Source organism: Hyphomicrobium sp. MC1, from assembly GCF_000253295.1.
Lineage (GTDB): Bacteria > Pseudomonadota > Alphaproteobacteria > Rhizobiales > Hyphomicrobiaceae > Hyphomicrobium_B.
The window spans coordinates 782460-808083 of the sequence record NC_015717.1 but is presented as its reverse complement, the minus strand read 5'-3'; the positions used below and the strand labels follow the sequence as shown (position 1 = coordinate 808083).

The following is a 25624-nucleotide window of genomic DNA, read 5'->3' as shown; positions in this document are numbered from 1 at the left end:
GCGCCTTCGCCGCAAAGTCACCCTTTGTACCTTTGCCATCTCGTGACCATTCGAACAGCCATAGCCAAATGACCGCACTCGTCTTCACGCCCGAGCAGTCCACCGCCAGCGCCGACTCCAAGGCTTGGCCCTTCGAAGAAGCGCGCCGGCTGCTCAAGCGCCTGGAGAGGATTCCCGGCGGCGACACCAAGACGGTCCTGTTCGAGACAGGCTACGGACCTTCGGGTCTGCCGCACATCGGCACGTTTGGCGAGGTTGCGCGCACGACGATGGTGCGCCATGCCTTCGAGACGCTGACCGAAGGCAAGCGCAAGACCCGCCTTCTCTGCTTCTCCGACGATATGGACGGCATGCGCAAGATTCCGGAAAACGTTCCGGACCGGAAAGCGCTCGAACCGTATCTGCAGATGCCGCTGACGACGGTCCCCAATCCCTTCGGCGGCGACTACGCAAGCTTCGGCGATCACAACAACGCCATGCTTCGCCGCTTCCTCGATACCTTCGGCTTCGAATACGAATTCGCGAGCGCAACCGAATACTACAAGGCCGGACGCTTCGACGACATGCTGCTGCGCGCCGTCGAACGCTACGACGCCATCATGAAGGTCATGCTGCCGACGCTTGGCCCGGAACGGCAGGCAACGTACAGCCCCTTCCTGCCGATCTCGCCGACGAGCGGTCGCATCCTTTATGTGCCTATGAAGGAAGTGAACGCCAAGGACGGCACCATCACCTTCGCCGACGAAGACGGCCGGGATGTCACGCTGCCCGTCACCGGCGGCCGCGTAAAGCTGCAATGGAAGCCCGACTTCGGCATGCGGTGGGTCGCGCTCGGCGTCGACTTCGAAATGTTCGGCAAGGACCATCAGACCAATGCGCCGATCTACGATAAAATCTGCGAGATCCTGGGCGGCGTGCCTCCTCAGCATTACGTCTACGAGCTGTTCCTCGACGACAAGGGCGAGAAGATTTCGAAGTCGCGCGGCAACGGCCTGACGATCGACGAATGGCTGACATACGCCTCGCCGGAAAGCCTCGCGCTGTTCATGTATCAGAAGCCACGCAGCGCCAAGCGTCTCTACTTCGACGTCATCCCGCGCGCAGTCGACGAATACCTGCAGTTCCTGTCGTCGTTCCCGAAGCAGGATTCAAAGCAGCAGATCGACAATCCGGTCTGGCACATTCACGCCGGCAGCCCGCCGAAGCCGGAAATTCCGGTGACGTTCGGCTTGCTGCTCAATCTGGTGTCGGTATCGCACGCCCACACCAAGGACGTGCTGTGGGGCTTCCTGCGCCGCTACGCGCCGGGCGCCGAGCCCGAGAACGCACCGATCCTCGACAAGCTCGCCGGCTACGCGATCCGCTACTACGAAGACTTCGTCAAGCCGACGAAGAAGTTCCGCGCGCCCGACGATGTTGAGATCGAAGCCCTGAAGAGCCTCGACGCGGCACTCGCAGCTTTGCCGTCAGACGCCGACGGCGACACCATCCAGAATGCGCTGCTCGACGTCGGCCGCTCCCTTCCGCGCTATCAGGACACGACCAAGACCAGCCCCAGCGGCGGCCCCGGTGTAAAACTCGATTGGTTCCAGGCGATCTATGAGATCTTGCTGGGCCAGGAACGCGGCCCGCGTCTCGGCACCTTTGTCGCGCTGTACGGCATTCCCGAAACCCGCGCGTTAATTGCGAAAGCGCTCGGCGGCGAGCTTGCCGCTGCGTAAGCACGCGGCTCCTGGCATCTCCCTCACGCGAGATGCCGTAGCGGCTCCGTCGGCTCTTCGACATCGACAGGCTTGAGCGGCGGCGGTCGAACGCCCGGCCGTTGCCCAAGAAGATCGATCCGCCAGAGCTTGTCGATCAATTCAATCAGTCGAAGCTCGCGCGCCTCGATCTGCTCCTTGCACCACTCCGTTTCACCGAGAACGTCGCGCGTGATCGCAAGAAGCGGCACCCGGCTCGAAGCCTTGGCGTAAATCTGCTTCTTGTCCTCCCACGATGCGTTGCGCGCCCGGTCGTTCTCCTGTTGCGTGATCAGCACAAGGTTGCCGAGGCTTTCCACGAGTTGCGCGCGCTCTTCCGAACTCGCGAACTTCTGGCGCCACGGACTAGACGCCGCCGGGCGCTGCGGCAGCACGTGCTCGATGGTGTAGAGATCAGGATCGACCACATCCATCTCGCCTGCCAGCTCATCGCCAAGCCGCATCAAAAGCAGCTTGCACACCTTCGGATTGCGTTTGTGAAAATCCTTGAGATGGAAGGCGACGCCGCGAACTTCATCGCGCGACATCTGCAGAACCGGATGCGACGCGTCGATCGGCACACCGGACCGCATGACTTTGATAAGCTCCGCAAAGCGCCGCACACGCTTGCCCGACCCGGCGCAAAGCAGCCGCGTCAGCATCGCCAATCGTTCGATCTCGTCCAAAAGAAACGCGGCCCGGTGCGGATCGTACTTCCAGTCCTTGAGCGCGACGATAGCCGCAGGCGCCCAGTCGGCTTCCGGCAGCCGATTGAGATAGATGAGTGTCCGCTGCATGCTGTGCGGCAGCACGTCTTCGCCGTTACTCCTGACCAGCACATACGCTTTCGCAAGCGGCAGGAACACATCCTTGAAGAACGCTTCCGATCCGCCGCTGTCGCGAATGACTTGCCGCACGCCCGAGACGATTTGCAGACGGCCATGGCCGTAAATCGTGCGCAAATGACCGAAGAACGGCTCGAATCCTTCGCCGAGGGCCAGGCTCATATCGTCCCACATCCCGACGGCCCACTTCGCATCGCTCGTCGACATGCGCGCCAGAATGTCGGACTTCAGGATGTCGTTGCGCTGCAGCTTCTTCCCGCGCTCGTTCAACACCACGAACATCTGATGCGACCGGTCGATGTCGTTGCCGACGATCACGACGATATAACAACTGTCCGCGATGAAATCGGCAAGTGTCCGCCGTGCCGTATTGGTCATCTCGGACAAAACGGCCTTGAAGCGGTCGCGCACTTCGAGCAGCGTCGCTTCCGGCAAGGACGGCGCGGCGAGATAGGTCGGCTGCACCGAACTTCCCGGCAGCAGAATATGATCTTCGAACACGGCGCGCTCGCGCGTCGAAAGATGCATTCGGAACCGTTCGGTACGAAAGAAGCGCGTGCCAAGTTGCGCAATGAGCATATTGTGCACGCGCTTGCCGACCGGCCTGCGCGTATCGGTTTCAAGATCGCGCAAAACGGCAAGCAGCGTCATCAGCGTAACGAGCCGCTGCTGTCCGTCGATCACCCCGAACTCGCGAGGCGTCATCTTCGGGTTGAGCTTCGAAGTCTCCGCTCCCGGAGCGTCCATAAGCACGACGGCACCGAGAAAGTACGTCTGATCCGCCTCGCCGCCCGAGCAGACGCCAGCAGCCTCCATCAGATCGTCGAGAAGCTGCTCGGCCTGTTCTCGTCCCCACGAGTACGGCCGTTGGAACAGCGGAATGTTCAACAGATAGGGTCCGAAGAACAGTTCCGAAATTGTTAGCGACGCCGTTGGATACACGAAAACGAAGACCTCTATCTGCCATCCGCGGGAACCGCATCCCCACGACCCAAAATTGAAAACCCGCGACACATGAAACGGGTTGCACGCGTATGCAGCCGTGATAGCAACGGGCTTGCATCGGCGCCACACTGCCCCGTGTCGCTGCGGCGTAATGATATCAGTGAGTGCGCGCTATCAAAATTCAAACTCTGCAATGAGCAAAATCGTATTCAAAATTGTCACCGTTCGTGAATGGTCCAAAGCGACCATAGACGGAGTATATAGCGGATCGGCCGATGATCGTCGCGATGGCTTCATACATCTTTCGGCGCAACATCAGCTTCCCGGCACATTAGAAAAACATTTCAAAGACAAAGGCGATCTTGTTCTCATCGCGTTTGAGGCCTCGACATTAGGCCCCGAACTCAAATGGGAACAATCGCGCGGCGGAGATCTCTTCCCGCACCTCTACGGCAACTTATCGGTTTCCGAAGCGATGTGGCAGCGTCACCTTCAAAACGATGAGAATGGCATACCGCGAATTGAAGAGGAATGGTTCGTGTGCTGAAAAATTTCTACCGCTTCGCGCGCTCCGCGCTTTTCGCACTCGGCCCAGAAGAAGCCCACGAGGCTTCCCTCAAGGCACTGGAATGCGGAATTTACCCGCGCCCACTCAAACCCGACGATCGCGTGTTGGCGCAATCCGTCTTTGGTCTTGAATTCCCCAACCCCATCGGCATCGCCGCCGGCTATGATAAAGACGCACGCGTACCCGACGCAGTCCTTGGAATGGGCTGCGGCTTCGCCGAAGTTGGTACGGTAACACCGAAGCCGCAGAGCGGAAATTCACGCCCGCGTGTATTCCGCCTCCTGGAAGACAAAGCCTTGATCAACCGGCTCGGCTTCAACAATGGCGGCCACGCCCCGGCACTGGACCGGCTCGAAGCGCGAAAAAATCGCGGCGGCGTCGTCGGCGTCAACATCGGCGCGAACAAAGACAGCGACGACCGCGGCGAAGATTACGTTTTGGGATTGATGCGGTTCACATCGCTTGCCAGTTATTTCACCGTCAACATCTCCTCGCCGAACACGCCGGGCCTGCGTGACCTTCAAGCACCCGAAGCGCTCGACGGACTTCTGACGCGGATCATGGCGACGCGCACGCGGCTGGTCAAAGATGGTGCGTTGCGCCGTCCGATCATCGTCAAGATCGCGCCCGACATTGCCGAGGCCGACATCGCGCCGATCGTCGAACGCCTCGTCGCGCACCGCGTCGATGGCATCGCAGTCTCCAATACGACCCTCACCCGCAACGGCGTCAAATCGCCGTTGGCGCACGAGACGGGCGGCCTCTCCGGACAACCGCTGTTTGCCCGTTCGACCGCCATGCTCGCCCGCATCTACCAGGAAACCGGCGGAAAAATTCCGCTCATCGGCATCGGCGGCATTGGTTCCGGCAAGCAGGCCTTGGAAAAAATCGAAGCCGGCGCCACATTGTTGCAGCTCTATACGGGTCTTGTGTACGAAGGGCCAAGCCTCATCAGTGAGATCAAGTCCGTCCTCACCGACGCCCTGAAGAGCAGCGGCCAATCGAGTCTCGCCGCCATCCGAGGCCGCCACGCCGACTACTGGGCGAAACAGCCGCTTTAGAGATAGAATGCCCGCGGGGACGGTACCAGTCGAACGCTTATCTCAACGAAGTCTGATACGTGCCGCGTAAAACCACCGACAAGCCCCCGCGCAAAGCGCGCCCGCCAACCTCGCGCGCCAAGCCGAAGCCGCGCAGCGCTGCGTTGGTCGCACCTCTTCCGAAGAAGAAATCACGTCGCGCCGAAGCTGCTCCCGATACGGCGCACCTCCCGCCAGAAATCGCGGACTGGTTTGCGGATCGCGGCTGGACGCCGAGGCCGCATCAGCTGGCGCTCCTTGAAGCCGCCCGCGAGCGCCGCTCGACATTGCTCATCGCCCCGACCGGCGCAGGTAAGACGCTCGCAGGTTTCCTGCCAAGCCTGATCTCGATTCATAACGGGGGCCGGAAGAAAACCGGCGGCGGGCTGTACACGCTTTACATCTCCCCGCTGAAAGCGCTTGCCGCCGACGTGGAGCGCAATCTCAACACGCCGATCGAAGAGATGGGCCTGAAGGTCCGCACCGAAACGCGCACTGGCGATACGTCCCTCGCGCGCCGCCAGCGTCAGCGCGTGAAGCCGCCGCACATCCTGCTGACGACACCGGAACAGGTTGCGCTGCTGCTAAGCCACCCGGACGCGTCCTATCTCTTCGCTGATCTCGATACGATCATCCTTGACGAGCTTCACGCGCTCGCCGCCTCGAAACGCGGCGATCTCCTGGCGCTCGACATCGCCCGCCTTCGAAAGCTCGCGCCGAATGTCATGACCATCGGCCTGTCGGCCACCGTCGCGCGCCCGAGCGAATTGCGCGGCTACCTCGTCGCACAGACCGATCCCGAAACGATGACGAACCTCGCTGGTCTCGTCACCGTCAAAGGCGGCGCCAAGCCCGTCATCGAAATCCTTGAAGCGGAAAACGATATTCCCTGGACCGGCCATACCGCCCGCTACGCCATGCACGAGGTCTACGACTCAATCCGTGCGCACAAGCTGACGCTCATCTTCGTCAACACGCGCATGCAGGCCGAATATGCCTTCCAGGAACTCTGGCGCATCAATGACGACAACTTGCCGATCGGCCTGCATCACGGTTCGCTCGAAGCTGCCCAGCGCAAGAAGGTCGAAGCGGCGATGGCCGAAGGCCGCCTGCACGCCGTCGTCGCCACCTCCACGCTCGACCTCGGCATCGACTGGGGCGACGTCGATCTTGTCATCCATCTCGGTGCGCCCAAAGGTGCAAGCCGCTTGCTGCAACGCATCGGCCGCGCCAATCACCGCCTCGATGAGCCGTCGCAAGCGATCCTCGTTCCCGGCAATCGCTTCGAAGTTTTGGAATGCCGCGCCGCCCAGCAAGCCGCCGAAGCCGGCGATCAGGACGCGCAGCTGTCCCGCAGCGGCGCACTCGACGTTCTTGCCCAGCACGTGCTCGGCATGGCCTGCGAAGCCCCCTTCGATCCGGACACGCTGTTCGATGAAGTCCGCTCTGCCCTCCCCTACGCGGGTCTCACACGAAATCAATTCGACCGCACCGTCGATTTCGTCTCGACCGGCGGCTACGCCCTTCGCTCCTACGAACGTTTCGCCAAACTCCGCCCGACCGACGACGGCAAGCTCCGCATCGCCAATCCGGGCATCGCGCAACAATACCGTCTGAACATCGGCACCATCGTCGATGCGCCACATCTCAAAGTCCGCCTCATCGCCCATCGCGGCGCCAAGCGATTGCCGAACATGGGCGGCCGGGTGCTGGGCGAAGTCGAAGAATATTTCGCCGAGCAACTGACGCCGGGCGATACATTCGTCTTCGCCGGCCAAGTGCTGCGCTTCGAAGGCATTCGCGATACCGAAGTCTTCGTCACGCGCGCCAACGCCGAAGACCCGATGGTGCCGAGTTACGACGGCGGCAAATTCCCGCTGTCTACGCATCTCGCGCGCCGCGTTCGCGATATGCTCGCCGACCCGAGCGTCTGGTCGGCGCTTCCAAATCCTGTCGCCAACTGGCTTGAGTTGCAGACCGAATTCTCAGTCATGCCTGCGCCCGATGAAGTGCTGGTCGAAACCTTCCCCCGGGGTAACCGCCACTTCCTCGTCGCCTATCCGTTCGAAGGCCGTCTCGCGCACCAGACGCTCGGCATGCTGCTGACCCGCCGCCTCGACCGTACCGGCGCCCAGCCTGTCGGCTTCGTGGCGAACGATTATGCGCTCGCCGTCTGGACCCATGGCGATATGTCTGACCTCATTGCCGGCGGTCGCCTTTCGCTTGCAGAACTCTTCGACGAAGACATGCTTGGCGACGACCTCGATGCGTGGCTCGCCGAAAGCGCCTTGATGAAGCGGACATTTCGCCTTGCGGCTGTCATCGCCGGTCTGATCGAGCGCCGCCACCCCGGCAAGGTCAAATCTGGTCGCCAGGTGACGATCTCGACCGACCTGATCTATGACGTGCTGCGCCGCCACGACCCGGACCACCTGCTGCTAGAAGCCGCCTGGGCCGACGCCGCCACGGGCCTGCTCGACATCAAGCGGCTCGGCGCGTTTCTCGCTCGCATTAAAAACCGAATCAGGCACCAAATTCTCGACCATGTGTCTCCGCTCGCCGTGCCGGTGCTGTTGGAGATCGGCGTCGAGCTGGTCTACGGTCAGGATCGCGATACGGTTCTGCGTGCGGCGGCCGACGAATTGATACGCGAAGCGACGGGGGATGCAGAGCAATGAACATGCTGAAACCGGAGCGCATCGGGCTCGATGATTTCGCCGATCAGCCGGTCAACATCTGCGGCAAGACCTTCCTCGCCCATAAGTTCGGTGCGCTCTACTGGCCTGCCGAGCGTGCGCTGATCGTCTCCGACCTTCATCTCGAAAAAGGCTCGGCGTTCGCGGCGCGCGGCCAGATGCTGCCGCCCTATGACACGCGAGAGACGCTGAGCAAGCTGGCAGCACTGATTGATCGCTACCAACCCGAAACAGTCATTTCGCTTGGCGACAGCCTGCATGATTCCGATGGCGCGGCGCGCATGGATCAAGCCGACATCGAAAGCCTGCACATGCTGCAGGAAGATCGCGATTGGATCTGGATCACTGGCAATCACGATCCCAAGATCGACCGCACGCTGGCGGGCTATGTCGTCGAGGAAATCATCGTCGGCGGTATCGCGCTCCGTCATGAGCCACGTCCCGGCGCGGCGACGCACGAGATCGCCGGACATTTTCATCCCGCCGCCCGCCTCGTGTTTCACGGCACATCGCTGCGGCGGCCATGCTTCGTCGGCAATCGCCTGCGTCTCGTGATGCCGGCGTTCGGTGCCTATACGGGCGGTCTCAATATTCTCGACATGGCCTTCGAACCGCTGTTCGGCGATGATGGTCTTGACGTCTGGATGCTCGGCCACGAAGGCCTCTATCCCGTCGCCCCCCGCCTGCTGCGCGACGATTGAGATCGAAGAGATCAGGCCGGCTTGCGGAATGCGAACGCCGCAGCAAGCCCTGATGACACCGCAAGCAGCACCGTCACTATGCCGTACAGAAACGGCTGCGTCATTGCAGTCTCGTGAATGTAACGCTCGACGCCTTCACGTTGCAGCATGACGCGATTGCTGTATTCGCCGAGCATGTGGCCGCCTTTGAACAGATACACGTGCGCCGTCAGCGGCCCGACCGGCACATTGGGCGGCAACGCAATCGTCGCACGGAAAAGACTTCTGCCTATGAACGACACGCCGAAATCCGATTTGACGTAGACCCGCTCTCGCTCCTTCAAACGGATCAGCGCTTCCTTGAACGCCTGCAACTCCGCCGGATCGGTCGCATCCGTCCGGCTCCGCGCGGCCCGAACCATCCGCACATGATCGAAGCCGATCCCTTGCGCATCGAGCACCGCCTTATCCGCGATCTCGTCGATCGGCCGCGTCGAAGCGATAGCATAGTAGCTCGGCACCGACGCAAAGCGCATCGACTGCGTATTGACCCAGATGCCGCCGACCCGCGACTTGAGACGCACGACGACCGGCGCCGGAATGCCTTCGACCACCACGATCACGTCATAGGTGCCGGCTTCTGGACTAGATTGCACGCCGTTGGTGACTGCACCGAAGACCAGAATTTCCGTGCCCGTGAAGCTCGATGTGATGGCAACCTGCCGCGTCGAGGCGTCGGCTTCGACGCCTTCTTTCGGCGCCTCCGCCGCCGCAGCGCCTGCGAAGCCGATCATCACGGCCATCGCTGCCAAAAACCACCGCATCAGGATGCCCCCGCCACTGCCGCGAGCGAGAACAGATCGGCAGGCGGTACGACAAGCTCGTACGCCATCCGCGCCGCAACGAGCAAAATCACCGCGCCCAACAACGCGCGCAGATGTTCGCCGCGCAATTTCTCCCCAACCATCGTTCCGAATTGCGCACCAATCACCCCGCCGACGATCAAGATCAAAGCGAGCACCACATCGACCGTCTTGTTCTCGACAGCGTGCAGCACGGTCGCCAGAGCCGCAACGAACACGATCTGAAACAGCGACGTGCCGATAACGAGCCCCGTCGGCATCCGCAAGAGATAGATCATCGCTGGTATGATGATGAAACCGCCGCCGATGCCCATGATCGCCGACAGGCAACCGATGAACATGCCGATGATCACCGGCGGCACGGCGCTTATGTAAAGCTTCGAGCGTGGAAACCGCATCTTGAACGGCAGGCCTTCCATCCAGCCATGCTGACCGGATTTTCTGGCCGTCGTCCCGCCAGTCGAGCGCACCCGGCGCGACGAGTTGATGCCCTCGACGAAAATCACCGTACCGACCACGCCGAGAAAAATGACGTACATGAGCGCGACAGTGAAATCGAAGTATCCCAGACGCCGCAAGATCTTCACCGCACTGACGCCGAGATAGGTTCCCGTCAGACCGCCCGCCAGCATGACGAGCCCCATCCGGATATCGACGTTGCCGCGGCGATAATGTGTGATCGCGCCCGATACCGAAGACGCCACGACATGCGAGGCGCTGGTCGCCACGGCGACCGCCGACGGAATGCCGAGAAACGTCAGCAGCGGCATGAGCAGAAAACCGCCGCCGACACCGAAAAGACCCGAGAGAAAACCGACACTCATCCCGAGAGCCAAAAACACGATGACGGAAACCGACATCTCGGCAATCGGCAGGTAAAGGGTCATCCTCGGATCCGAAACGGCGTGGTGCAGGCGATGGAACTAGCGTCTAGCAGGATTTCCCGCCAGGAGACACCACGCGGCGCGTCACGGCAAGCTCTAGCCGTTGAGGCCGTTTCGGGGATTTTGTTTCCATAGGTCGCCGGCAACGTGGGCATCATTGATCGCGCGATCCGTAGGCGTCATCCGCCAGGCGTCAATCATCTTTCTCGCAACGGTAATGTCCTGCGCCGTCAGCTTGCCGCGAAGAATATCGCGGCGGCGGACTGCATCTGCGTCACCACCTTGCGCGGCAAGCGAAAGCCACATGAACGCCGTCCTTAGATCGCGCGTCACGCCAAGACCGTTCTCATAAAGAACAGCCAGATTGAATTGGCTGTCGGGCAGGCCGCGCTTGGCAGCTTCCTCGAACCATTGCGCCGCCGTCGTGTAATCGGGGGCGCGATCCGATTGGTTGGCCGAGAGCACAGCAAGATTGTGCATGGCCTTGATGTTGCCCTGCTCGGCTGCGCGCAGATACCAGGTGCTTGCTTGCTTCCGGTCGGCCTTCAAACCGAGACCACGCTCATAAAGCGTGCCGAGACGATACTGCGCCAAGGCGAAACCCTGTTCGGCCGAACGCTGATACCATTTCGCGGCCTCAGCGAAATTCTGCGACACGCCCTCGCCTTCCGCGAACCGCGCGCCGACTTCGAACTGTGCCGATGAATCGCCGTTGGCCGCCGCGAGCCGAAACGACAGCGGACCGATCATCGCCGGCGGCATATCGAGCCGCGATGACTTCTGCCCCCCGGCCGGTGCGCTTGTGTTTTGCGCCGGCGGCGCGATGCCTTCCGTTTCCGCTTCTGTTGGAATCATCGACGCCGGGACCACGGCAGATTCGCCTGGCCGCGCCGCAGCGCTTCCAAGCTCGCCCGAAATGTTCGCCATCGCCTGATGACGCCGCGCCTGGATCAGCTCGGCTTCCGTTACCGGATGATCGAGATCGACCGCAACGCCTGTCATCGGCAGCGTCGTCCGCGGTGTAGAATCCGGGTCGATCGAGGCCGTCGTCGCAGGCGCGCCGCCGTCATGAGGCCCGAGATCGCTGCGCGGACCATTGACCCCGCCTTGAGCGTTCGGTTCACCGGCAGGCGCCGAAGGGGCTTGCGACCCCGACGACGGCTCGGAAGCCGACGGCGCACCCGAAGCCTTTGCTGCATCCGTGGCGTCGCCCGGTTGGACCGTCTTGCTTTGCGTGGTGGTTGCAGGAGCGGCCTCCTGCACGGCAGCCGACTGCGGCTTGCTTTCAAATCCGAAGGCATACCAAAGCCCGGCAAGCGCCACGAGCACGAAGCCCGCGATGATCATTAGCCGCGGCGACGGCGCAGAGGGTCCCGACGTGTTCTTGGCAAGCGCGCTCGAAGGCCGGATCGGCCGGCTGCCGGCTGGCGCCGAGCCGCTTGCATACGCCATCCGCGTTGCCGACAGCGATGGCGCGACGGAATCGTCAATGTCGTCGCCCTCGGCGCTGAGACGCATCTTGGCCCGGCGCGCATCAGCAATGAATTCCTGCCGCATCTTCTCGCTGCGCAGCGCCATTTCTTCCGGCGACATTCCCGTCTCGCTGACCGCCGAAAGCGGTGGCGGCGAGACGGCACCGAGAAAGGCGCCATGGCTATCGTCTTCGTCGAAAGCAGACGGCTCAGCAGCAAAGTCGTCATCGCGCAGTGCATCGCTGCCGAACATTTCCGTTCGCGCGCCGTAGTTGGCCGCATGGTCGGCCTCGAAGATCCGCGGCGGCGGTTGCTGCGGCGGAAAGTCGATCGCTTCCACCCGGTCGAGCAGACGAACCATAGCTTGCTGCATGGTATCGAGAAGCATTGCGGTTTGTTCGCCGCCCTGACGGTTTTCCATCATGAGCTGTTCGATCAGCGGACGAAGCTCGTCCGCTGCCACATTTCGCTCATCCGGAGGCTGGCTCGCAAATCGCTGCGCCGTTTCTTCCGCTACCGCCCGAGCGACCGCACCGATGTCTGCCAATTTGGCGTTCGCCGCCTGCATCTCCGCGAGTGTTTGCGACACGTTCGCAAGCTGCGCTTCGATAGTGTTGAGCCGATCGAGCTGATCGTTCGTCTTTTCGAGACGATTGACGATCTCTTCCATGTGCGCCTCGATCTGCTGCACAGTAGCGAGGTCGTCATGGGTGGCAACGCCTGCGAACACTTTCGCGAACTGGCGCTCGAACTGATCGAAACGCTGATCGAAGTCCGAGAACTTGCTCTCTGGCTTCACATGCGCAAGCGAATATTCGATGCCGCGCGCAATCTCGGCGAACCGGCTTTCAAGCCATGCCTCGTCGATGTTCGAAGTGCCGCCCGTGGCCTCGTCGGCATCGCGTGCAGAGGCTGCAGACGGCGGATAGGCGGACGCTTCATAGACACTGGCGAGCGCTTCCGCGTCGTCCCGGTCCCAAGGGTTGTTCAGATCGGCATGGCCCGGACGTGCTGCCGCCCGATGCTGGCGCGTCCGCGCCGCACCACGCGCGCCGCTTCGATCGACATCGACCAGCCGATAAGCCAGCTCGCCAATGCCTGCTTCGATCTGCTCGAAGGCCGGCGCGAATTGATCGGGAATGCGCATACGCAGGAGATCGGCCTCGCGCCCCATCCCCGAAATCCGATCCTGCATTTCGCTGAGCGCAGCCGTGTGCCGACGATCGGCGTCCTGAAGCTGGGCGGCAATCGTATCGAGGATCGATTTGAGTTCGTCGCGGCTGTCGTCACCGGACTCGTGCGGGTCCCTTCCCTCCCGACGCTCAGCACCCATTTCCGATTTCGACATCTTCCCCTCGAGACAGCGCGATTGCGAACGGTCCGGGAGAGCGCAGCCGCTGCGCGCTCGGGACATCGGGGGGTCCGTACCGCGCAGGTCAAATGCGATCGTTGGCGGACGCGACACAAATCAGCTTCGAAGGCAACTTTTGGTCGCCGGGAGTAAACGTCGAGTTAAGGAGCGTGCCAGGACGATAAAAATTGCGACTTTTCAATATATTATTAGAGGAAACTTTTGATCTGGCGGCCGCCGGCACTGCCACCTCGAACGGGTTGATTCGCGGAAATGGCTATGGCCAGCGGTCTTGCCATAGTTCCCGCATATGACCATTTCGCAGGTAACGGTCAGCGGAGGACTTGCAATGACCTTGAGGGCGACGCGGGCAACCATGCTCGGTCTTTTCATTCTGCCAATGCTGGCAGCGGCTTCAGTTGCAGAGCCATCGAGTGACACCGCCGAACGGTTCACGATGTCCCCCGTCGAGGGCGGCTTCCTGCGTCTCGACAAGCAGACGGGCGCCGTCGCCATGTGCGCCAAGAGCGGCAACGAATGGGCCTGCAAATCCGTCGACGATCAGACCGCCAACACACCCGCCGACAAGCTTTCGCGACTTGAATCGGAGAACCACGACCTGAAGGCGCGCGTCAAAGAACTTGAAGAGATGATCGAGACACGGCCGCCCGGTGTTCCAGCGCCACCCGGTCCGCTCGCCGACGCGCCACCGCCGGACGGCAAGGCCCAGCTCCCGACTGATGAGGAAGTCGATCAGGCTCTCGACTACATCTCGCGCGTTTACAAGAAGATCCGCGATCACGTCAGGGATTTGGATAAGCCTCTGCCGCCGGACGACCACGCCGCGCCGTCACCGCCGCCCGCGCCACCGTCGGCCTCGCCGGGTCCAAAAGGCTCGCTCTAGATAAAGATATCAGTCCGCGAATTTGCGCGTAGCGCGGATAAGCTCATGCACGAGTCCCGGCTCCGTCATGGCATGCCCAGCGTCAGGCACAATGCGTAGATCGGCGTTGCCCCAAGCCTTGGCGAGCATCACCGCGTTCCGCACGGGCGTCACGACATCGTAACGGCCGTGCGCAATAACGCCGGGAATGTCCCTCAGGCGATGGGCTTCAAGAAGCAACTCGCCGTCCCTGCGAAAGAAACCAGCGTTGACGAAGTAATGGCTTTCAATTCGGGCGAAGGCCAGCGCATAGCTGTCGGCGCCAAACCGTGCCACGCGATCGGCTTCCGGAATGAGCGAGAGCGTCGTCCCTTCCCAGATGCTCCAGGCACGCGCTGCGGCAAGGCGAACGCTGAGATCGTCGGACGTCAACCGGCGGTGATAGGCGCCGATCATGTCGTCGCGTTCGTCGGGCGGAATCGGCCGCTGGAATTCGGCAAAGGCTTCTGGGAAAATCCAGCTGCATCCGTCCTGATAGAACCAGCGCAACTCCGCCTGCGTCAGCAGAAAAATGCCGCGCAGAACCATCGCGGTCACGCGCTCGGGATACGCTTCTGCGTAAGCGATCGCCAGCGTCGACCCCCACGAGCCGCCGAATAACTGCCAGCGGTCGATGCCGAGTTCGCCGCGAATGCGCTCGATGTCGGCGACGAGATCGTGCGTCGTATTGTGATCGAGCGACGCGTTCGGCGTCGAACGCCCGCACCCGCGTTGATCGAACAGCACGATGCGATAACGGTCGGGATCGTGAAACCGCCGCATGGTCGGATTGCATCCGCCGCCTGGACCGCCGTGCAGAATGACGACCGGCCGTCCATTCGGGTTTCCGCATTCCTCGACGTAAAGCGTATGCCCGCCGCCGACCGGCAGCCGGGTCTCGCGGTACGGCGTCAGTGGCGGATAGAGATCGAGGCGATCGCGAATGGTCATGGATTGCTCTTTAGAGGCCCCAGACCGCCTGAGCAATCCTGAACGACCCGCAAGTCAGCATTCGAGCCATTACGTGCGCGAATGTTTACGCAGCTGGAGCCGCTGCATCTCGCGGTCGTAGATGATCTCGCCGCCCGGAACCCTGATGTCGCGTACCATCTCGACAGTGTGACGGCTGACTTCCGGCCGCATCAAGCTCGTACCGATGGCCAGCGCGAACGACACCGGCAGCCCGAGAATGCCCGCGATGGCGCCTGGCGTCGAAAGCGTCCCCATCTCGCCCATCATGATAGCGAACGCTCCGGCGATAAAGCCCGAGATGACCCCGACGATCGCACCGCCGACCGTCAGTCTCTTCCACCAGATCGACAGGACCATGACGGGGAAGAGGCTCGCACCCGTCAGCGACAGTGCCCACAGTACGAGCCGCAACGGATCGCTCGGCGCCGTGACGCACAGCATCGCGCCACAGAACGCTACGACCACGATAAAGCCGCGCACGATCCACACCCGGCTTTGCGTCGTCGGCGGCTCCCACGACATGCCTTGAACAACGTCCTCGCCAAGAACGGCCGCCAGCGACACCGTCGTCGCGGACGCCGTGACCAATGCAGCGGCAACAGCGCCGGCCAGCAGGAGATAAGAGAACGCCGACGGCAGATCGACCAGCAGCGGCAAAGCAAACAGCACGCCGTCGCGATCGAACTTCAAGCCGGCAAATCCCAGCCGTGTAGCTGCCTGATCGAACGTCACGATATGATGCGCCGCCGCGTTATGCAGCCATTGCGGCAACGGGCCGAGCCGCTCGCTCATCACGGCTTCGAGCGTGAAATCTCGAAGGAAGATTGCCGCCGAAGAAATCGTGAGGAGCGCCAGTCCGGAAAAGACCGTCGCCCAGCCGAGCGATTTCCGCGCTTCATACACGCCAGGCGTCGCCGCAACACGCGGCAATAGCCACGGCGCGGTGCTGACACCCGTCGCAATCGCGAAAACACCAATGATGAAAGCCAACGGTCCGATCGAGCCGAACGGCTGCGTGTAAGGCTTTGTCAACGCGGAAAAGCCCTCAGGCGGCAGCTGGAACGCCATCGGCCAGACCTTGATGAGCTGCAATCCTTCGTTGACTTCGTTCCGCACCATCCCGCGCACCATCGGACCGTTCGCGAGTTGCGGAATGGGCAGGCTCGTCACCATAACGCTGATCGTCGTGGCGACGCCAAGCACGGCGAGAAACAGCGCGATCGATTGCGCAACGCCCGTCCAGGTGAAGGAACGCTTGCCGCCTGCCGCCGTCGATATCGCAATCGTCAGCGCCAGGAGAAACACCAGATTGTTGGCGCTGCCGCCGACAAGGCGCTGCGCGACGTTACCGCCAATGCGCAATTCTGCCGACAGCACGAGCAGCATCGGCACAGCCGCGATGCCTGCCGTGATGACCCTCAGTCCCCGGCTCTCAAAACGGCGGCCGAGATAGCTCGGGACGGTGAAGGCGCCGAACTTCCGGTAGAACGGCGCAAGCCCGATCGCCATGATGACGAAACCGGTGAGGGTACCCATCAGCAGGATGACGGCATCGAACCCCGAGAAAAAGAATGCGCCCGTGCCCGCCACGATGAAGGTGCCGCCCAGCGCCGAAGCACCGAGCAAAAGCCCGGTATAGGCCGCGGGAACGCGCCGACCAGCCGCGAAATAACACAGGATGTCGTTCGTGCCGACACACAGGCCGATCACGGCGTAGATGATGATCGGCCCGGCGAGGAACGCGATGCGCAGGAAGCTCTCATCGAACTTCAGCTGCTCGAAGATCAGGACAAGAAGGAACAGCGCCGTATAGAGGGCGGCGAAAATGCTGAAATACGTGCCGAGGCGCGGATTGATCAATCTCGCGCGCGCACCGAACGCCATGCTCCCGCCTCACATATCTTCGTGCGCGCCGTGCCAGTGATCGATGGCATTCTGGCGGTTGACGTAGCTCGCGACCGTTATCAGGGCGATCACGAAAAATCCGTGAGCCGCAAGAAAGTACCCGAGCGGAAACCCTAAGAACCGGCTGGAGTTCAATTGCTCGGCATAGAGCGGCAAAACGATGACCAGTGCCAGAAACGGTATGATGCTCGCAATGACCTGCCACTTGGTATGGCGCCAGTAGGGCTTGCGTTCTTTCCGTTCAATCATCCGGATCCCCCAAAGTCGCCGCTTTCGCGCTCGGCGCCCCACCGCCTGTCGCCCTCATTATGCCCGTCGGCCAGGGCCTTTGTCCAATGCTACTCCGGGGATTTTGGCCGCCGTTCCGTTGTCCTGCGCTAGATCATCCCCTAACATTTCGCCGCGGGAATCGCGTGCCAGCCTTCCAGGACGAAGGCGCGACGTTCCCAGGACGGGAACGGCAATATCAGCAGGGAAGGACAATCAGCATGAGCATAATTGACGAATTCAAAGAATTCGCCATGCGAGGCAACGTCATCGACCTCGCCGTCGGCGTAATCATGGGCGCCGCCTTCGCTCCAATCGTGTCTTCCCTCGTCGACAATGTCGTCATGCCGCCGATTGGCTACATGATGGCAGGGATCGACTTTTCCAGTCTCTCGGTTGCGATCCCCACGCCGACCGACCCGGTGCTGATCAGGTACGGCGTGTTTCTCAACGCCGTCATCAAGTTCCTCATCACCGCCTTCGCGATCTTCCTGCTCGTCAAAGCCGTCAACACGATGAAGAAGCCTAAGGCCGCTGCGGGCCCGCCCCCGCCGACACCGACGGAAGAGTATCTCAAGGAAATTCGCGACCTTCTGGCGAAGAAAGCCTGAAGCCGTCCCACAATAATGTTTCAGCCAGCGCGCGACTATTCCAGCGGAATGGTTGCGCGCTCTCAGACTGTTGCGCCCCTGCCTGATCGGCGAGCGCGTTACTTCACGTTGTATAACATTTGCTGATTGACCCAGCCGCTGACGCCGAGGCTGATGGTCGGCTTTTTCTGCTGATCGATCTCCGTGCGGGTCGCTTCGAGATCCCTGATCCGCGCGTCCATATCCGACGACGATGATCCGCCCGATCCGACCGCTTGGTTGATCTGCTGATCGAGCGTTGAAGGCGCACGCTTGGCCGTACTCGTATCATCGGCAGCCGCGGGAGAGACAAGCAAGCCACCGCAAGCGCCCATGACAAGCGCGACAACGGCCCAAAGCGATTTAAAGGCCCCCGGCATTCATCCCTCTCCCCGAAGTTCGACGCACCATATCTAGCATCTTCGCCGACGCGGCCCCGATCAATTTTTGTAAATACTTCCTCGGAGCACTCAGTCATCGTGAATCGGCAGAGAAGCGGCTTTAGGCTTCGCCTCCTCCGGCTTTTCGGGCGCCGCCGTCACTATGGCGGAGATGACCGTTTCCGATAGCCCGTGCAGCAGCGCGCCAACGATCCCGCCAAGCAGAACTTCCGCACCCCGTTGAAAACCGACGACAGCCAACGGTGTCGCCGCGTCGGTGCTGAGAAAGACGATCGGACACGTCCACATGCAGACCCGGAGCATCGGGTAACGCCGCGCGATGATCGCCGCGACGGCCACTGCGACCGCCATCTGCACGACGACATCGGCATGAAGCGGTTCGAGAAGAGATCCGATTGTAACCGCAACGACGACGCCGACGACCGTGCCGAACAACCGCCCTATGGTCGCGCTTCGCGTCTCGTCCAGCTTTTCCTGCCCGACAATGACGCCGGACATCGCCGCCCACACTGGGTGCGGCAGCCCGATGGCGTTCGCAAGCATATAAGAGAGTGTCGCCGCACCCGAGCAGCGCAGCACGAATGCAACGTGCCGCGCCCATGCTTCTCTTGTCATCGGATCTCTATCGTCGTGATCGACGCCTTTCGGCGCGTTGTCGCCCCTCAGCGCAGTACCCTAGGGACAACGCGGCTACCAGCGATCGTACGGCTTGCGGGAACATCGTGAAAGTGTCAAAACCCGGAAAATCACGGCCTTCGCGGGCGTAGTTCAATGGTAGAACGGCAGCTTCCCAAGCTGCATACGAGGGTTCGATTCCCTTCGCCCGCTCCATCACGCCGCTGAATTTTTAATCACATAAAGTCGGCATTGATCCGGAGTTGAGATCGCAATTCATCTAGAATTGTTATTGATCGAAATTTGCGCGCCGAATTTCTCTCTTCGCGAAATGCAAGGCTGATATGTCGCGTCACCATCATGATTTCGCTCAACAATAGAGAAATCGGGAAATCGTGCTGAATGTCACGGGTAGGATTTCCAATTGTCGCATCCACTAATCGGCAATCGCAGTTGACGCGTTGCGGAATATGAACTTGATTGCGCCCGGTTGCTGTTCCGGGCTTCGCCCCGTCGCCGCAACATCCTGAGAAGACGTTCAAATCCCGAACGGTACCAGTGATGATTTTCGCATCATCGCTGCCCGAATATATGACAAAAACAATATAAAAGAGGGAAATTGAATGCCGGCTTCCGCCGGCGGTTGCGCACGGCTTTCGGCACCCGCCGAAGACGTGTCAAGTCGTGAATTGGAGGACTACAATGCGTGGAAAGATTCTAGCGGCGGGGCTGGCATTGTCCGCTTCGCTGGGTTCGTCCGCTTGGGCGAATGAAAGCGTCATTAAAGCGACGAGCGACCCGAACAATTGGGCCACTCAAAACGGCGATTACGCCGGTCATCGTTATTCGAAACTTAACCAGATCACGACAGAAAACGTCGGCCAGCTCCAGGTGGCTTGGACGTTCTCGACCGGCGTTCTGCGCGGCCATGAAGGCAGCCCACTCGTCGTCGGCAACGAGATGTACATGGTGACGCCGTTCCCGAACGTCGTCTATGCCCTGAACCTCGCCGACGAACAGAAGATCGTTTGGAAGTACGTTCCGAAGCAGGATCCGTCCGTTATCTCAGTCATGTGCTGTGACACGGTTACCCGTGGCCTCCAGTACGCCGACGGCAAGATCTTCATGTATCAGGCCGACACGACGCTGGTCGCTCTTGATGCCAAGACCGGCAAGGAACTCTGGAAGGTCGCCAACGGCGATCCGAAGATGGGTGAAACCGGCACGTCCGCTCCGCTCATCGTCAAGGACAAGGTCCTCGTCGGCATTTCGGGCGGCGAATACGGCGTCCGCGGCTCGCTGACCGCATACGACGAAAACACCGGCAAGAAAGTCTGGCGCGCCTACTCGACGGGTCCGGACGCTGAAATGCTTATCGACCCCGAGAAGACGATGTCGCTCGGCAAGCCGGTCGGCAAAGATTCTTCGCTCAAGACGTGGAGCGGCGATCAGTGGAAGATCGGCGGCGGCACGACCTGGGGCTATATGGCTTACGATCCGGACTTGAACCTCGTGTACTACGGAACCGGTAACCCCGGCACGTGGAACCCGGTTCAGCGCGCTGGCAAGGACGGCAAGCCGATCGATCTCAAGTGGTCGATGACGCACTTTGCGCGCGATCCCGACACCGGCATGGCCAAGTGGGCCTACCAGATGACGCCGTTCGACGAGTGGGATTATGACGGCATCAACGAGCCGATCCTCGCCGACATCGATGTCAAAGGCAAAAAGCGTAAAGTCGAAGTCCACTTCGACCGTAACGGTTTTGCTTACACGCTCGACCGTGCCACGGGCGAACCTCTCGTCGCCGAAAAGTATGATCCGGTCGTCAACTGGGCGACCAGCATCAACCTCGACAAGTCGAGCCCCGACTACGGTCGTCCGGTCCGCGTGAAGAAGTACTCGACCTTCGCTCACGGCACAGACTTCGACACGAAGGGCATCTGCCCTGCCGCTCTCGGCTCGAAGGACGAACAGCCGGCTTCCTACTCGGAGCTGACGGGCCTGTTCTACGTTCCCGCCAACCACGTCTGCATGGATTACGAGCCGTTCAAGGTTTCGTACGCCGCAGGTCAGCCGTTCGTCGGCGCGACGCTCTCGATGTTCCCTGGCCCGGATAAGCCGGAGCGCATGGGTACGTTCCTCGCTTGGGACGCAGGCAAGGGCAAGATCGTCTGGTCGAAGCCTGAGCAGTTCTCGGTGTGGTCTGGCGCTCTGACGACCGCTGGCGGCGTCGCCTTCTACGGCACGCTCGAAGGCTACTTCAAAGCCGTCGACCAGAAGACCGGCAAGGAACTCTACAAGTTCAAGACCCCGTCGGGCGTTATCGGCAACGTCTTCACCTACATGCAGGGTGGCAAGCAGTATGTCGGCGTTCTCTCGGGCATCGGCGGCTGGGCCGGCATCGGTCTGGCAGCTGGCTTGACGAACCCGAACGACGGCCTCGGCGCTGTCGGCGGTTATTCGGGCCTTGCTTCCTACTCGAACCTCGGTGGCTCGCTCACCGTGTTCGCACTGCCCTAACGATCTGCGAGATGGCCCGGCGCAGCCTGGGCCATCCCACATCCGCTGGGAAAACCGATCAGACAAAATTTAAGGGAGAGGACCGCGGGTCCTCTCCCTTTTTTACTGCCGGCACGGACAGGCGGAATGTGTTGGCTCTAAGCCGCCAGTTTTTCCTGGGGCTTCACATGCTCACCTGCGTCAGCGGCAGACGACTTTGCTGTCTGCGATTGCTTCCAGCTTTTCCAGCTTGTTGCGTTGTAGCTCAGCGCAAACGCGAAAAGGCACATCGCTCCAATGCAGATCGCCAGATAATAGAATTCGACCGTTGTCATGGCTGCCTCCCAAAGAATTTGAGACAGAGTAGGAGCGCAGAGCGCGGCGCAATTGATCCGCATCAACGGATGCAGCAATCCCCCTGGATCAAGATCCGCGCTAAATCAGATTTTCCGAAACGATCTGCCGAAGCTCTGATGAGCGTCAGGCCGCTTTACCAACCGCACCCCCCTTGCGCGTTTGGTTCGCATGCTGACTGAGGAAGCGCACGAAGCTGCGCACGAGCTGCCGGTCACCGTCGCTTTTCCGATAGGCCGCGAAGTGGCTCGACACGAACTGATAGGTTTGCGGCCGGAGCTCGCGCATCGATCCCTGCTTTGACCAGCTCTCACCGATGTGCCGCGGCAGGAAGCCGATGAAATAGCCGGACAGGATCAGCATCACCTGCGCTTCCATCTGAACGACGTTGCCTGACGCACGCGGATGATCGGCGCGGTAGAGATCGTCGAACTGCCGATAACCGCGCACCGAGAACTGCGCCTTCTCGATCGCTTCCCGCGTGATCGCGGATGTCGGCGCATCGAACAGCGGATGCCCCTTGCCGCAATAGAGTCCATGCGGCTCGCGGTGCAAAGCAACGTACGTCACACCCGGCGCTTTCTGCGAGAACGGTCCAATGACAACGTCGCGGCGACCATCCGCGATGGCTTGCTCAAGGTGATTCGGTGTTCCGAGTTCAAGATCGATGAACACGTTCTCGGCGTTTTCCATGAAGCGGCCGACGACGTGCTGCAGCCCGAGCGCCGAATTCGTGACGATGCCATCGACGATTCCGATGCGAAGCCTCCCGACGAGTTGACCGTTGTACTGACCGACCCGTTCCTCGAAGGAGCTAATCTCCGCAAAGAGCTTTTGGGTCGCGATATAGGTTGCTTCGCCGAAAGGCGTCAGCCGGAACCCTCGTCGTCCGCGCACGCACAATTGCGCACCGAGCCTGCGCTCAAGCGCCGCAAGGTGGGTGCTGAGGGTCGGTTGGGAGAGATTGAGCGCAATCTGAGCATCGGCGAAGCTACCGGCTTCAACCAGCGTCATAAACACCCTTAAAAGGCGGATATCGATGTTATCGAGCCGACGCACCGAAACTCCTTCGCACAAAGCAGCATCATATCACATCGGCAGTTTTCAATGTATCGTTCAAATAATCAATATTTTCATAGATGTTATTTTAGCCAACTCTCTATTGCCGAAGTGGTGTCGTCAGCGAGGGGTTATGACCATGCATATGGCAATAGGTTTCCGCCGGTTCACCGGCGTCGGTCTGGCAGTGGCGCTTTGGGCTGGCGTATCGGTCGCCGCAACCGCTGCGCATGCCGACGAGAAAATTCGCATTCTCTGCCCGACCTGGAGCGGATACGCGCCGGTCTTCGTCGCGCAGGATCTTGGCTACTTCAAAAAGCTTGGCATCGACGTTGACATCAAGTTCGAGGACGAACGTGCCAACGTCATGGCCGCGATGGACCGCAAGGACATCGAGATGGATATGCGCACCGTCGGCGAATATCAGGGCAAGCCGCGCGATGCCAAGACGCCTGGCGTCATCATCGGCACCATCGACGAGTCACTTGGCGGTGACGGCGTCATCGCGCCGGGTGACATCACCTCCGTTGAACAGCTCAAGGGCAAGACCGTCGCATCCGAGCCGAACATCCCAGGCCGGCTGCTCCTTCAGATGGCGCTCAAGGCAAAAGGCTTGACGCTTGCTGACCTCGACGTAAAGCAGATCGCGACCGCCGATACCGTCGCCGTCTTCGCCGATCCATCGATCTCCGCCGTTGTTTCCTATCAGCCGAACCTTTCGCAGGCCCTCGACAAGATCAAGCAGCGCAATCCGCACCTGCTGATCTCGTCGGCGCAATATCCCGGCATCATCGTCGACGTCATCATCGTCCGCCAGGACGACTTGAAGGCGAACCCCGAGAAGTACAAGAAGTTCATGATCGGCATCTTCAAAGCGATCGACTACTTCAAGAGCAACAAAGCGGACTTCATCAAGCTGGCAGCACCGCACTTCAACCTGACGCCGGAAGAGTTCGCCGCTTCTATTGACGGCAGCCTCGAATATACCGGCTATGCACAGACGGCCGGATATTTCGGCAAACCCGGCGCCCCCGGTTCGCTGTACAAAGTCTTTGGCGAAGTCATGAAGCTGAACCTGGAAAACGGCGCGGCCGATCACGACCTCAAGGCCGCAGACCAAATCGACAATTCGATCGTCTCCGGCATCACTGAAGCCGACCTGAAATAATCAGCCGCGAACCAGGCGAGCCAGGCCATCTCGTGACGAGCAAAGCAACAGTATCGACGGCAGCAGTGGTCGAACGGAAACCGGCAGCGGCGCCGAACGCCAAGGCGCCGCGCGCGGCGTACCGCACCCGGAACCAGTTCTTCGCGTTCCGGGGCACACTGTCGAGGCGGGCGCAAATCCTGACGTCGATTTGCGCCAGCCTGTTCGTCATCGCGGCATGGGAAATTTCGACCCGGCTCGGCTGGATCAACTCGCTCTTCCTGCCACCCCCCAGCGTCACCGTCGAAACTCTGTGGACCATGATCACGCAGAAGCATCTGCTTTGGAATGCAGGTGTCTCGACCTTGCGCGTGTGGGTGGCCTTCGCTCTTTCCGTCGTAATGGCGATCCCGATCGGCATCGCGATGTCAAGCTTCCGCGGCGTCGGCGCCGCCCTGGAGCCGATCGTCGACTTCATCCGCTATCTGCCGGTTCCCGCTCTCGTCCCGCTGAGCATCATCTGGTTCGGCGTCGGCGAAACGACGAAGATCTTTCTTCTCTGGCTCGGCACCTTCTTTCAACTCGTCCTGCTCGTCGCCGACGACATGCGCCGCGTGCCTCAGGAATACGTCGAGATCGCCTACACCGTCGGTGCACGTCCCTTCCAGATGCTGAAAGACGTCGCCTTCCGCGCCATGCTACCGAGCCTATTCGACAACTTGCGCATCACGCTCGGCTGGTGTTGGACCTATCTCATCATCGCGGAAATCGTCGCCGCCGATAACGGCCTCGGCTTCGTCATCTGGGCGGCACGACGCTACATGAACACCTCCGAGGTCATGGCAGGCGTCGTCACCATCGGCTTGATTGGCCTGCTGACCGATCAGATCCTGCGCCTCGTCCACAAGCGCTATTTCCGTTATCTCTGAGAGGCGCGCCGTGGCACCAGCTCCCTATCTCGTATTCGACGGCATCGCGAAATATTTCGGCGATCTAGAAGTCGTCGCGCCAACGTTCGACCTCACCGTCAGGCGCAACGAATTCATCGTCTTCCTCGGCCCCTCTGGTTCCGGCAAGACGACGCTGATGCGCATGGTCGGCGGCCTGGAAACGCCAAGCACCGGTGAAATCCGCCTCGACGGCCAACCAATCCGCGAGCCGGACCGCGACCGCGGCATGGTCTTTCAGTCCTACTCATCGTTTCCTTGGCTGACCGTCGCCGAGAATGTCGCCTACGGCATGAAGTACCGTCTCGATATGACGCCGGAACGCAAGGCGACGCGCCTTGCACATTACTTGCAGCTCGTCGGCCTCAGCGACTTCGCCGACGCCTATCCGAACAAGGTCTCAGGCGGCATGCGCCAACGCATCGCCATCGCCCGAACGCTCGCTGCAGGCTCCGACGTTCTGTTAATGGACGAACCCTTTGGCGCATTGGATGCGCAGCGCCGAGAAGATCTTCAGATCGAGCTGCGCCGCATCCAACAGCAGGACGCCAAGACAATCATTTTCGTCACGCACGACGTCGACGAAGCAGTTTTTCTCGCCGACCGCATCATCGTCTTCTCCAAGCGCCCCGCACGCATGCTTGAGGAAGTCGATATTGCGGCAGCTCTCGGCCCTGATCGCACGCTGGAGCTTCGCGATAGCGAGCGCTTCTTCAAGCTGCGAACGGAAGTTTTGAAATTCGTCCGCGCTGCAGCGGGCCACGACAATTAGGGCGCAAAGC

Annotated in this window: 22 protein-coding genes and 1 tRNA gene; 12 read left to right on the top strand and 11 right to left on the bottom strand. The window is 60.9% G+C overall.

Features of this window, described 5'->3' with window-relative positions:
* Nucleotides 1-68: 68 nt before the first annotated feature.
* The gene (locus HYPMC_RS03750) at nt 69-1721 is read left to right on the top strand and encodes a lysine--tRNA ligase (RefSeq protein WP_013946459.1); all 1653 of its coding nucleotides are present in this window, start codon (nt 69-71) and stop codon (nt 1719-1721) included.
* A gap of 23 nt (nt 1722-1744) precedes the next feature.
* On the opposite strand, the gene HYPMC_RS03745 is transcribed toward HYPMC_RS03750, so the two are convergent.
* A complete protein-coding gene (locus HYPMC_RS03745) occupies nt 1745-3526 on the bottom strand; it encodes a DUF262 domain-containing protein (protein WP_013946458.1) in 1782 nt (593 codons plus the stop codon).
* Nucleotides 3527-3722: 196 nt separating this feature from the next.
* Here HYPMC_RS03745 and HYPMC_RS03740 point away from each other — a divergent pair, with 196 nt between their 5' ends.
* From HYPMC_RS03740 to pdeM, 4 genes are all read left to right on the top strand, one after another.
* Nucleotides 3723-4076 (top strand): DUF952 domain-containing protein, encoded by a 354-nt coding sequence (locus tag HYPMC_RS03740; protein WP_013946457.1) that lies wholly within the window; start codon nt 3723-3725, stop codon nt 4074-4076.
* A complete protein-coding gene (locus HYPMC_RS03735) occupies nt 4061-5158 on the top strand; it encodes a quinone-dependent dihydroorotate dehydrogenase (RefSeq protein WP_013946456.1) in 1098 nt (365 codons plus the stop codon). Before HYPMC_RS03740 ends, HYPMC_RS03735 begins: the two co-directional genes overlap by 16 nt.
* 143 nt (nt 5159-5301) lie before the next feature.
* Complete coding sequence (locus HYPMC_RS03730) at nt 5302-7854, top strand: ligase-associated DNA damage response DEXH box helicase (protein ID WP_041300658.1); 2553 nt, start codon at nt 5302-5304, stop codon at nt 7852-7854.
* Nucleotides 7851-8573, top strand: a complete 723-nt coding sequence (gene pdeM, locus HYPMC_RS03725) for a ligase-associated DNA damage response endonuclease PdeM (RefSeq protein ID WP_013946454.1) — start codon at nt 7851-7853, stop codon at nt 8571-8573. The genes HYPMC_RS03730 and pdeM overlap by 4 nt, the downstream gene beginning before the upstream one ends.
* Nucleotides 8574-8584: 11 nt before the next feature.
* Here pdeM and HYPMC_RS03720 read toward each other — a convergent pair whose 3' ends face one another.
* From HYPMC_RS03720 to HYPMC_RS03710, 3 genes are all read right to left on the bottom strand, one after another.
* Nucleotides 8585-9376, bottom strand: a complete 792-nt coding sequence (locus HYPMC_RS03720) for a TIGR02186 family protein (RefSeq protein ID WP_013946453.1) — start codon at nt 9374-9376, stop codon at nt 8585-8587.
* A complete protein-coding gene (locus HYPMC_RS03715) occupies nt 9376-10302 on the bottom strand; it encodes a sulfite exporter TauE/SafE family protein (protein WP_013946452.1) in 927 nt (308 codons plus the stop codon). Before HYPMC_RS03715 ends, HYPMC_RS03720 begins: the two co-directional genes overlap by 1 nt.
* Nucleotides 10303-10395: 93 nt before the next feature.
* On the bottom strand, nt 10396-13119 hold the full coding sequence (locus HYPMC_RS03710; protein WP_013946451.1) for an SEL1-like repeat protein: 2724 nt from the start codon (nt 13117-13119) through the stop codon (nt 10396-10398).
* 352 nt (nt 13120-13471) lie between these two features.
* Between HYPMC_RS03710 and HYPMC_RS03705 the strand changes: the two genes are divergently transcribed.
* Nucleotides 13472-14026 (top strand): hypothetical protein, encoded by a 555-nt coding sequence (locus HYPMC_RS03705; protein WP_013946450.1) that lies wholly within the window; start codon nt 13472-13474, stop codon nt 14024-14026.
* Nucleotides 14027-14035: 9 nt separating this feature from the next.
* Here the strand turns inward: HYPMC_RS03705 and pip are convergent, their stop codons facing one another.
* The 3 genes from pip to HYPMC_RS03690 all read right to left on the bottom strand — a co-directional run bounded on the left by pip (nt 14036) and on the right by HYPMC_RS03690 (nt 17170).
* Nucleotides 14036-14995 carry a prolyl aminopeptidase gene (pip, locus tag HYPMC_RS03700; protein ID WP_013946449.1) on the bottom strand — a complete coding sequence of 320 codons (960 nt, stop codon included), beginning with the start codon at nt 14993-14995 and terminating at the stop codon, nt 14036-14038.
* 69 nt (nt 14996-15064) lie between these two features.
* Nucleotides 15065-16900, bottom strand: a complete 1836-nt coding sequence (locus HYPMC_RS03695) for a cation acetate symporter (protein ID WP_013946448.1) — start codon at nt 16898-16900, stop codon at nt 15065-15067.
* A gap of 9 nt (nt 16901-16909) precedes the next feature.
* A complete protein-coding gene (locus HYPMC_RS03690) occupies nt 16910-17170 on the bottom strand; it encodes a DUF4212 domain-containing protein (RefSeq protein WP_013946447.1) in 261 nt (86 codons plus the stop codon).
* Nucleotides 17171-17409: 239 nt separating this feature from the next.
* Between HYPMC_RS03690 and mscL the strand changes: the two genes are divergently transcribed.
* Nucleotides 17410-17799, top strand: a complete 390-nt coding sequence (mscL, locus tag HYPMC_RS03685) for a large-conductance mechanosensitive channel protein MscL (RefSeq protein ID WP_013946446.1) — start codon at nt 17410-17412, stop codon at nt 17797-17799.
* A gap of 98 nt (nt 17800-17897) precedes the next feature.
* On the opposite strand, the gene HYPMC_RS03680 is transcribed toward mscL, so the two are convergent.
* Together HYPMC_RS03680 and HYPMC_RS03675 are read right to left on the bottom strand one after the other, a co-directional pair.
* On the bottom strand, nt 17898-18197 hold the full coding sequence (locus HYPMC_RS03680; RefSeq protein WP_013946445.1) for a hypothetical protein: 300 nt from the start codon (nt 18195-18197) through the stop codon (nt 17898-17900).
* A 90-nt stretch (nt 18198-18287) separates the two neighbouring features.
* On the bottom strand, nt 18288-18833 hold the full coding sequence (locus HYPMC_RS03675; RefSeq protein ID WP_013946444.1) for an FUSC family protein: 546 nt from the start codon (nt 18831-18833) through the stop codon (nt 18288-18290).
* A 142-nt stretch (nt 18834-18975) separates the two neighbouring features.
* Between HYPMC_RS03675 and HYPMC_RS03670 the strand changes: the two genes are divergently transcribed.
* Nucleotides 18976-19049: transfer RNA gene (locus HYPMC_RS03670), tRNA-Gly, on the top strand.
* A 486-nt stretch (nt 19050-19535) separates the two neighbouring features.
* On the top strand, nt 19536-21356 hold the full coding sequence (locus tag HYPMC_RS03665; protein WP_013946441.1) for a methanol/ethanol family PQQ-dependent dehydrogenase: 1821 nt from the start codon (nt 19536-19538) through the stop codon (nt 21354-21356).
* Nucleotides 21357-21493: 137 nt separating this feature from the next.
* On the opposite strand, the gene HYPMC_RS24075 is transcribed toward HYPMC_RS03665, so the two are convergent.
* Complete coding sequence (locus HYPMC_RS24075; protein WP_013946440.1) at nt 21494-21670, bottom strand: hypothetical protein; 177 nt, start codon at nt 21668-21670, stop codon at nt 21494-21496.
* Nucleotides 21671-21815: 145 nt separating this feature from the next.
* Nucleotides 21816-22748 carry a LysR family transcriptional regulator gene (locus HYPMC_RS03660; RefSeq protein ID WP_013946439.1) on the bottom strand — a complete coding sequence of 311 codons (933 nt, stop codon included), beginning with the start codon at nt 22746-22748 and terminating at the stop codon, nt 21816-21818.
* A gap of 139 nt (nt 22749-22887) precedes the next feature.
* Between HYPMC_RS03660 and HYPMC_RS03655 the strand changes: the two genes are divergently transcribed.
* Genes HYPMC_RS03655 through HYPMC_RS03645 form a run of 3 tightly spaced genes read left to right on the top strand, consistent with a single transcriptional unit; the run spans nt 22888 to nt 25614 of the window.
* Entirely contained in the window at nt 22888-23916 is a 1029-nt protein-coding gene (locus HYPMC_RS03655) for an ABC transporter substrate-binding protein (protein WP_013946438.1), read from the top strand.
* A gap of 32 nt (nt 23917-23948) precedes the next feature.
* Complete coding sequence (locus HYPMC_RS03650) at nt 23949-24824, top strand: ABC transporter permease (protein WP_013946437.1); 876 nt, start codon at nt 23949-23951, stop codon at nt 24822-24824.
* 10 nt (nt 24825-24834) lie between these two features.
* A complete protein-coding gene (locus HYPMC_RS03645) occupies nt 24835-25614 on the top strand; it encodes an ABC transporter ATP-binding protein (RefSeq protein ID WP_013946436.1) in 780 nt (259 codons plus the stop codon).
* Nucleotides 25615-25624 lie beyond the last annotated feature (10 nt).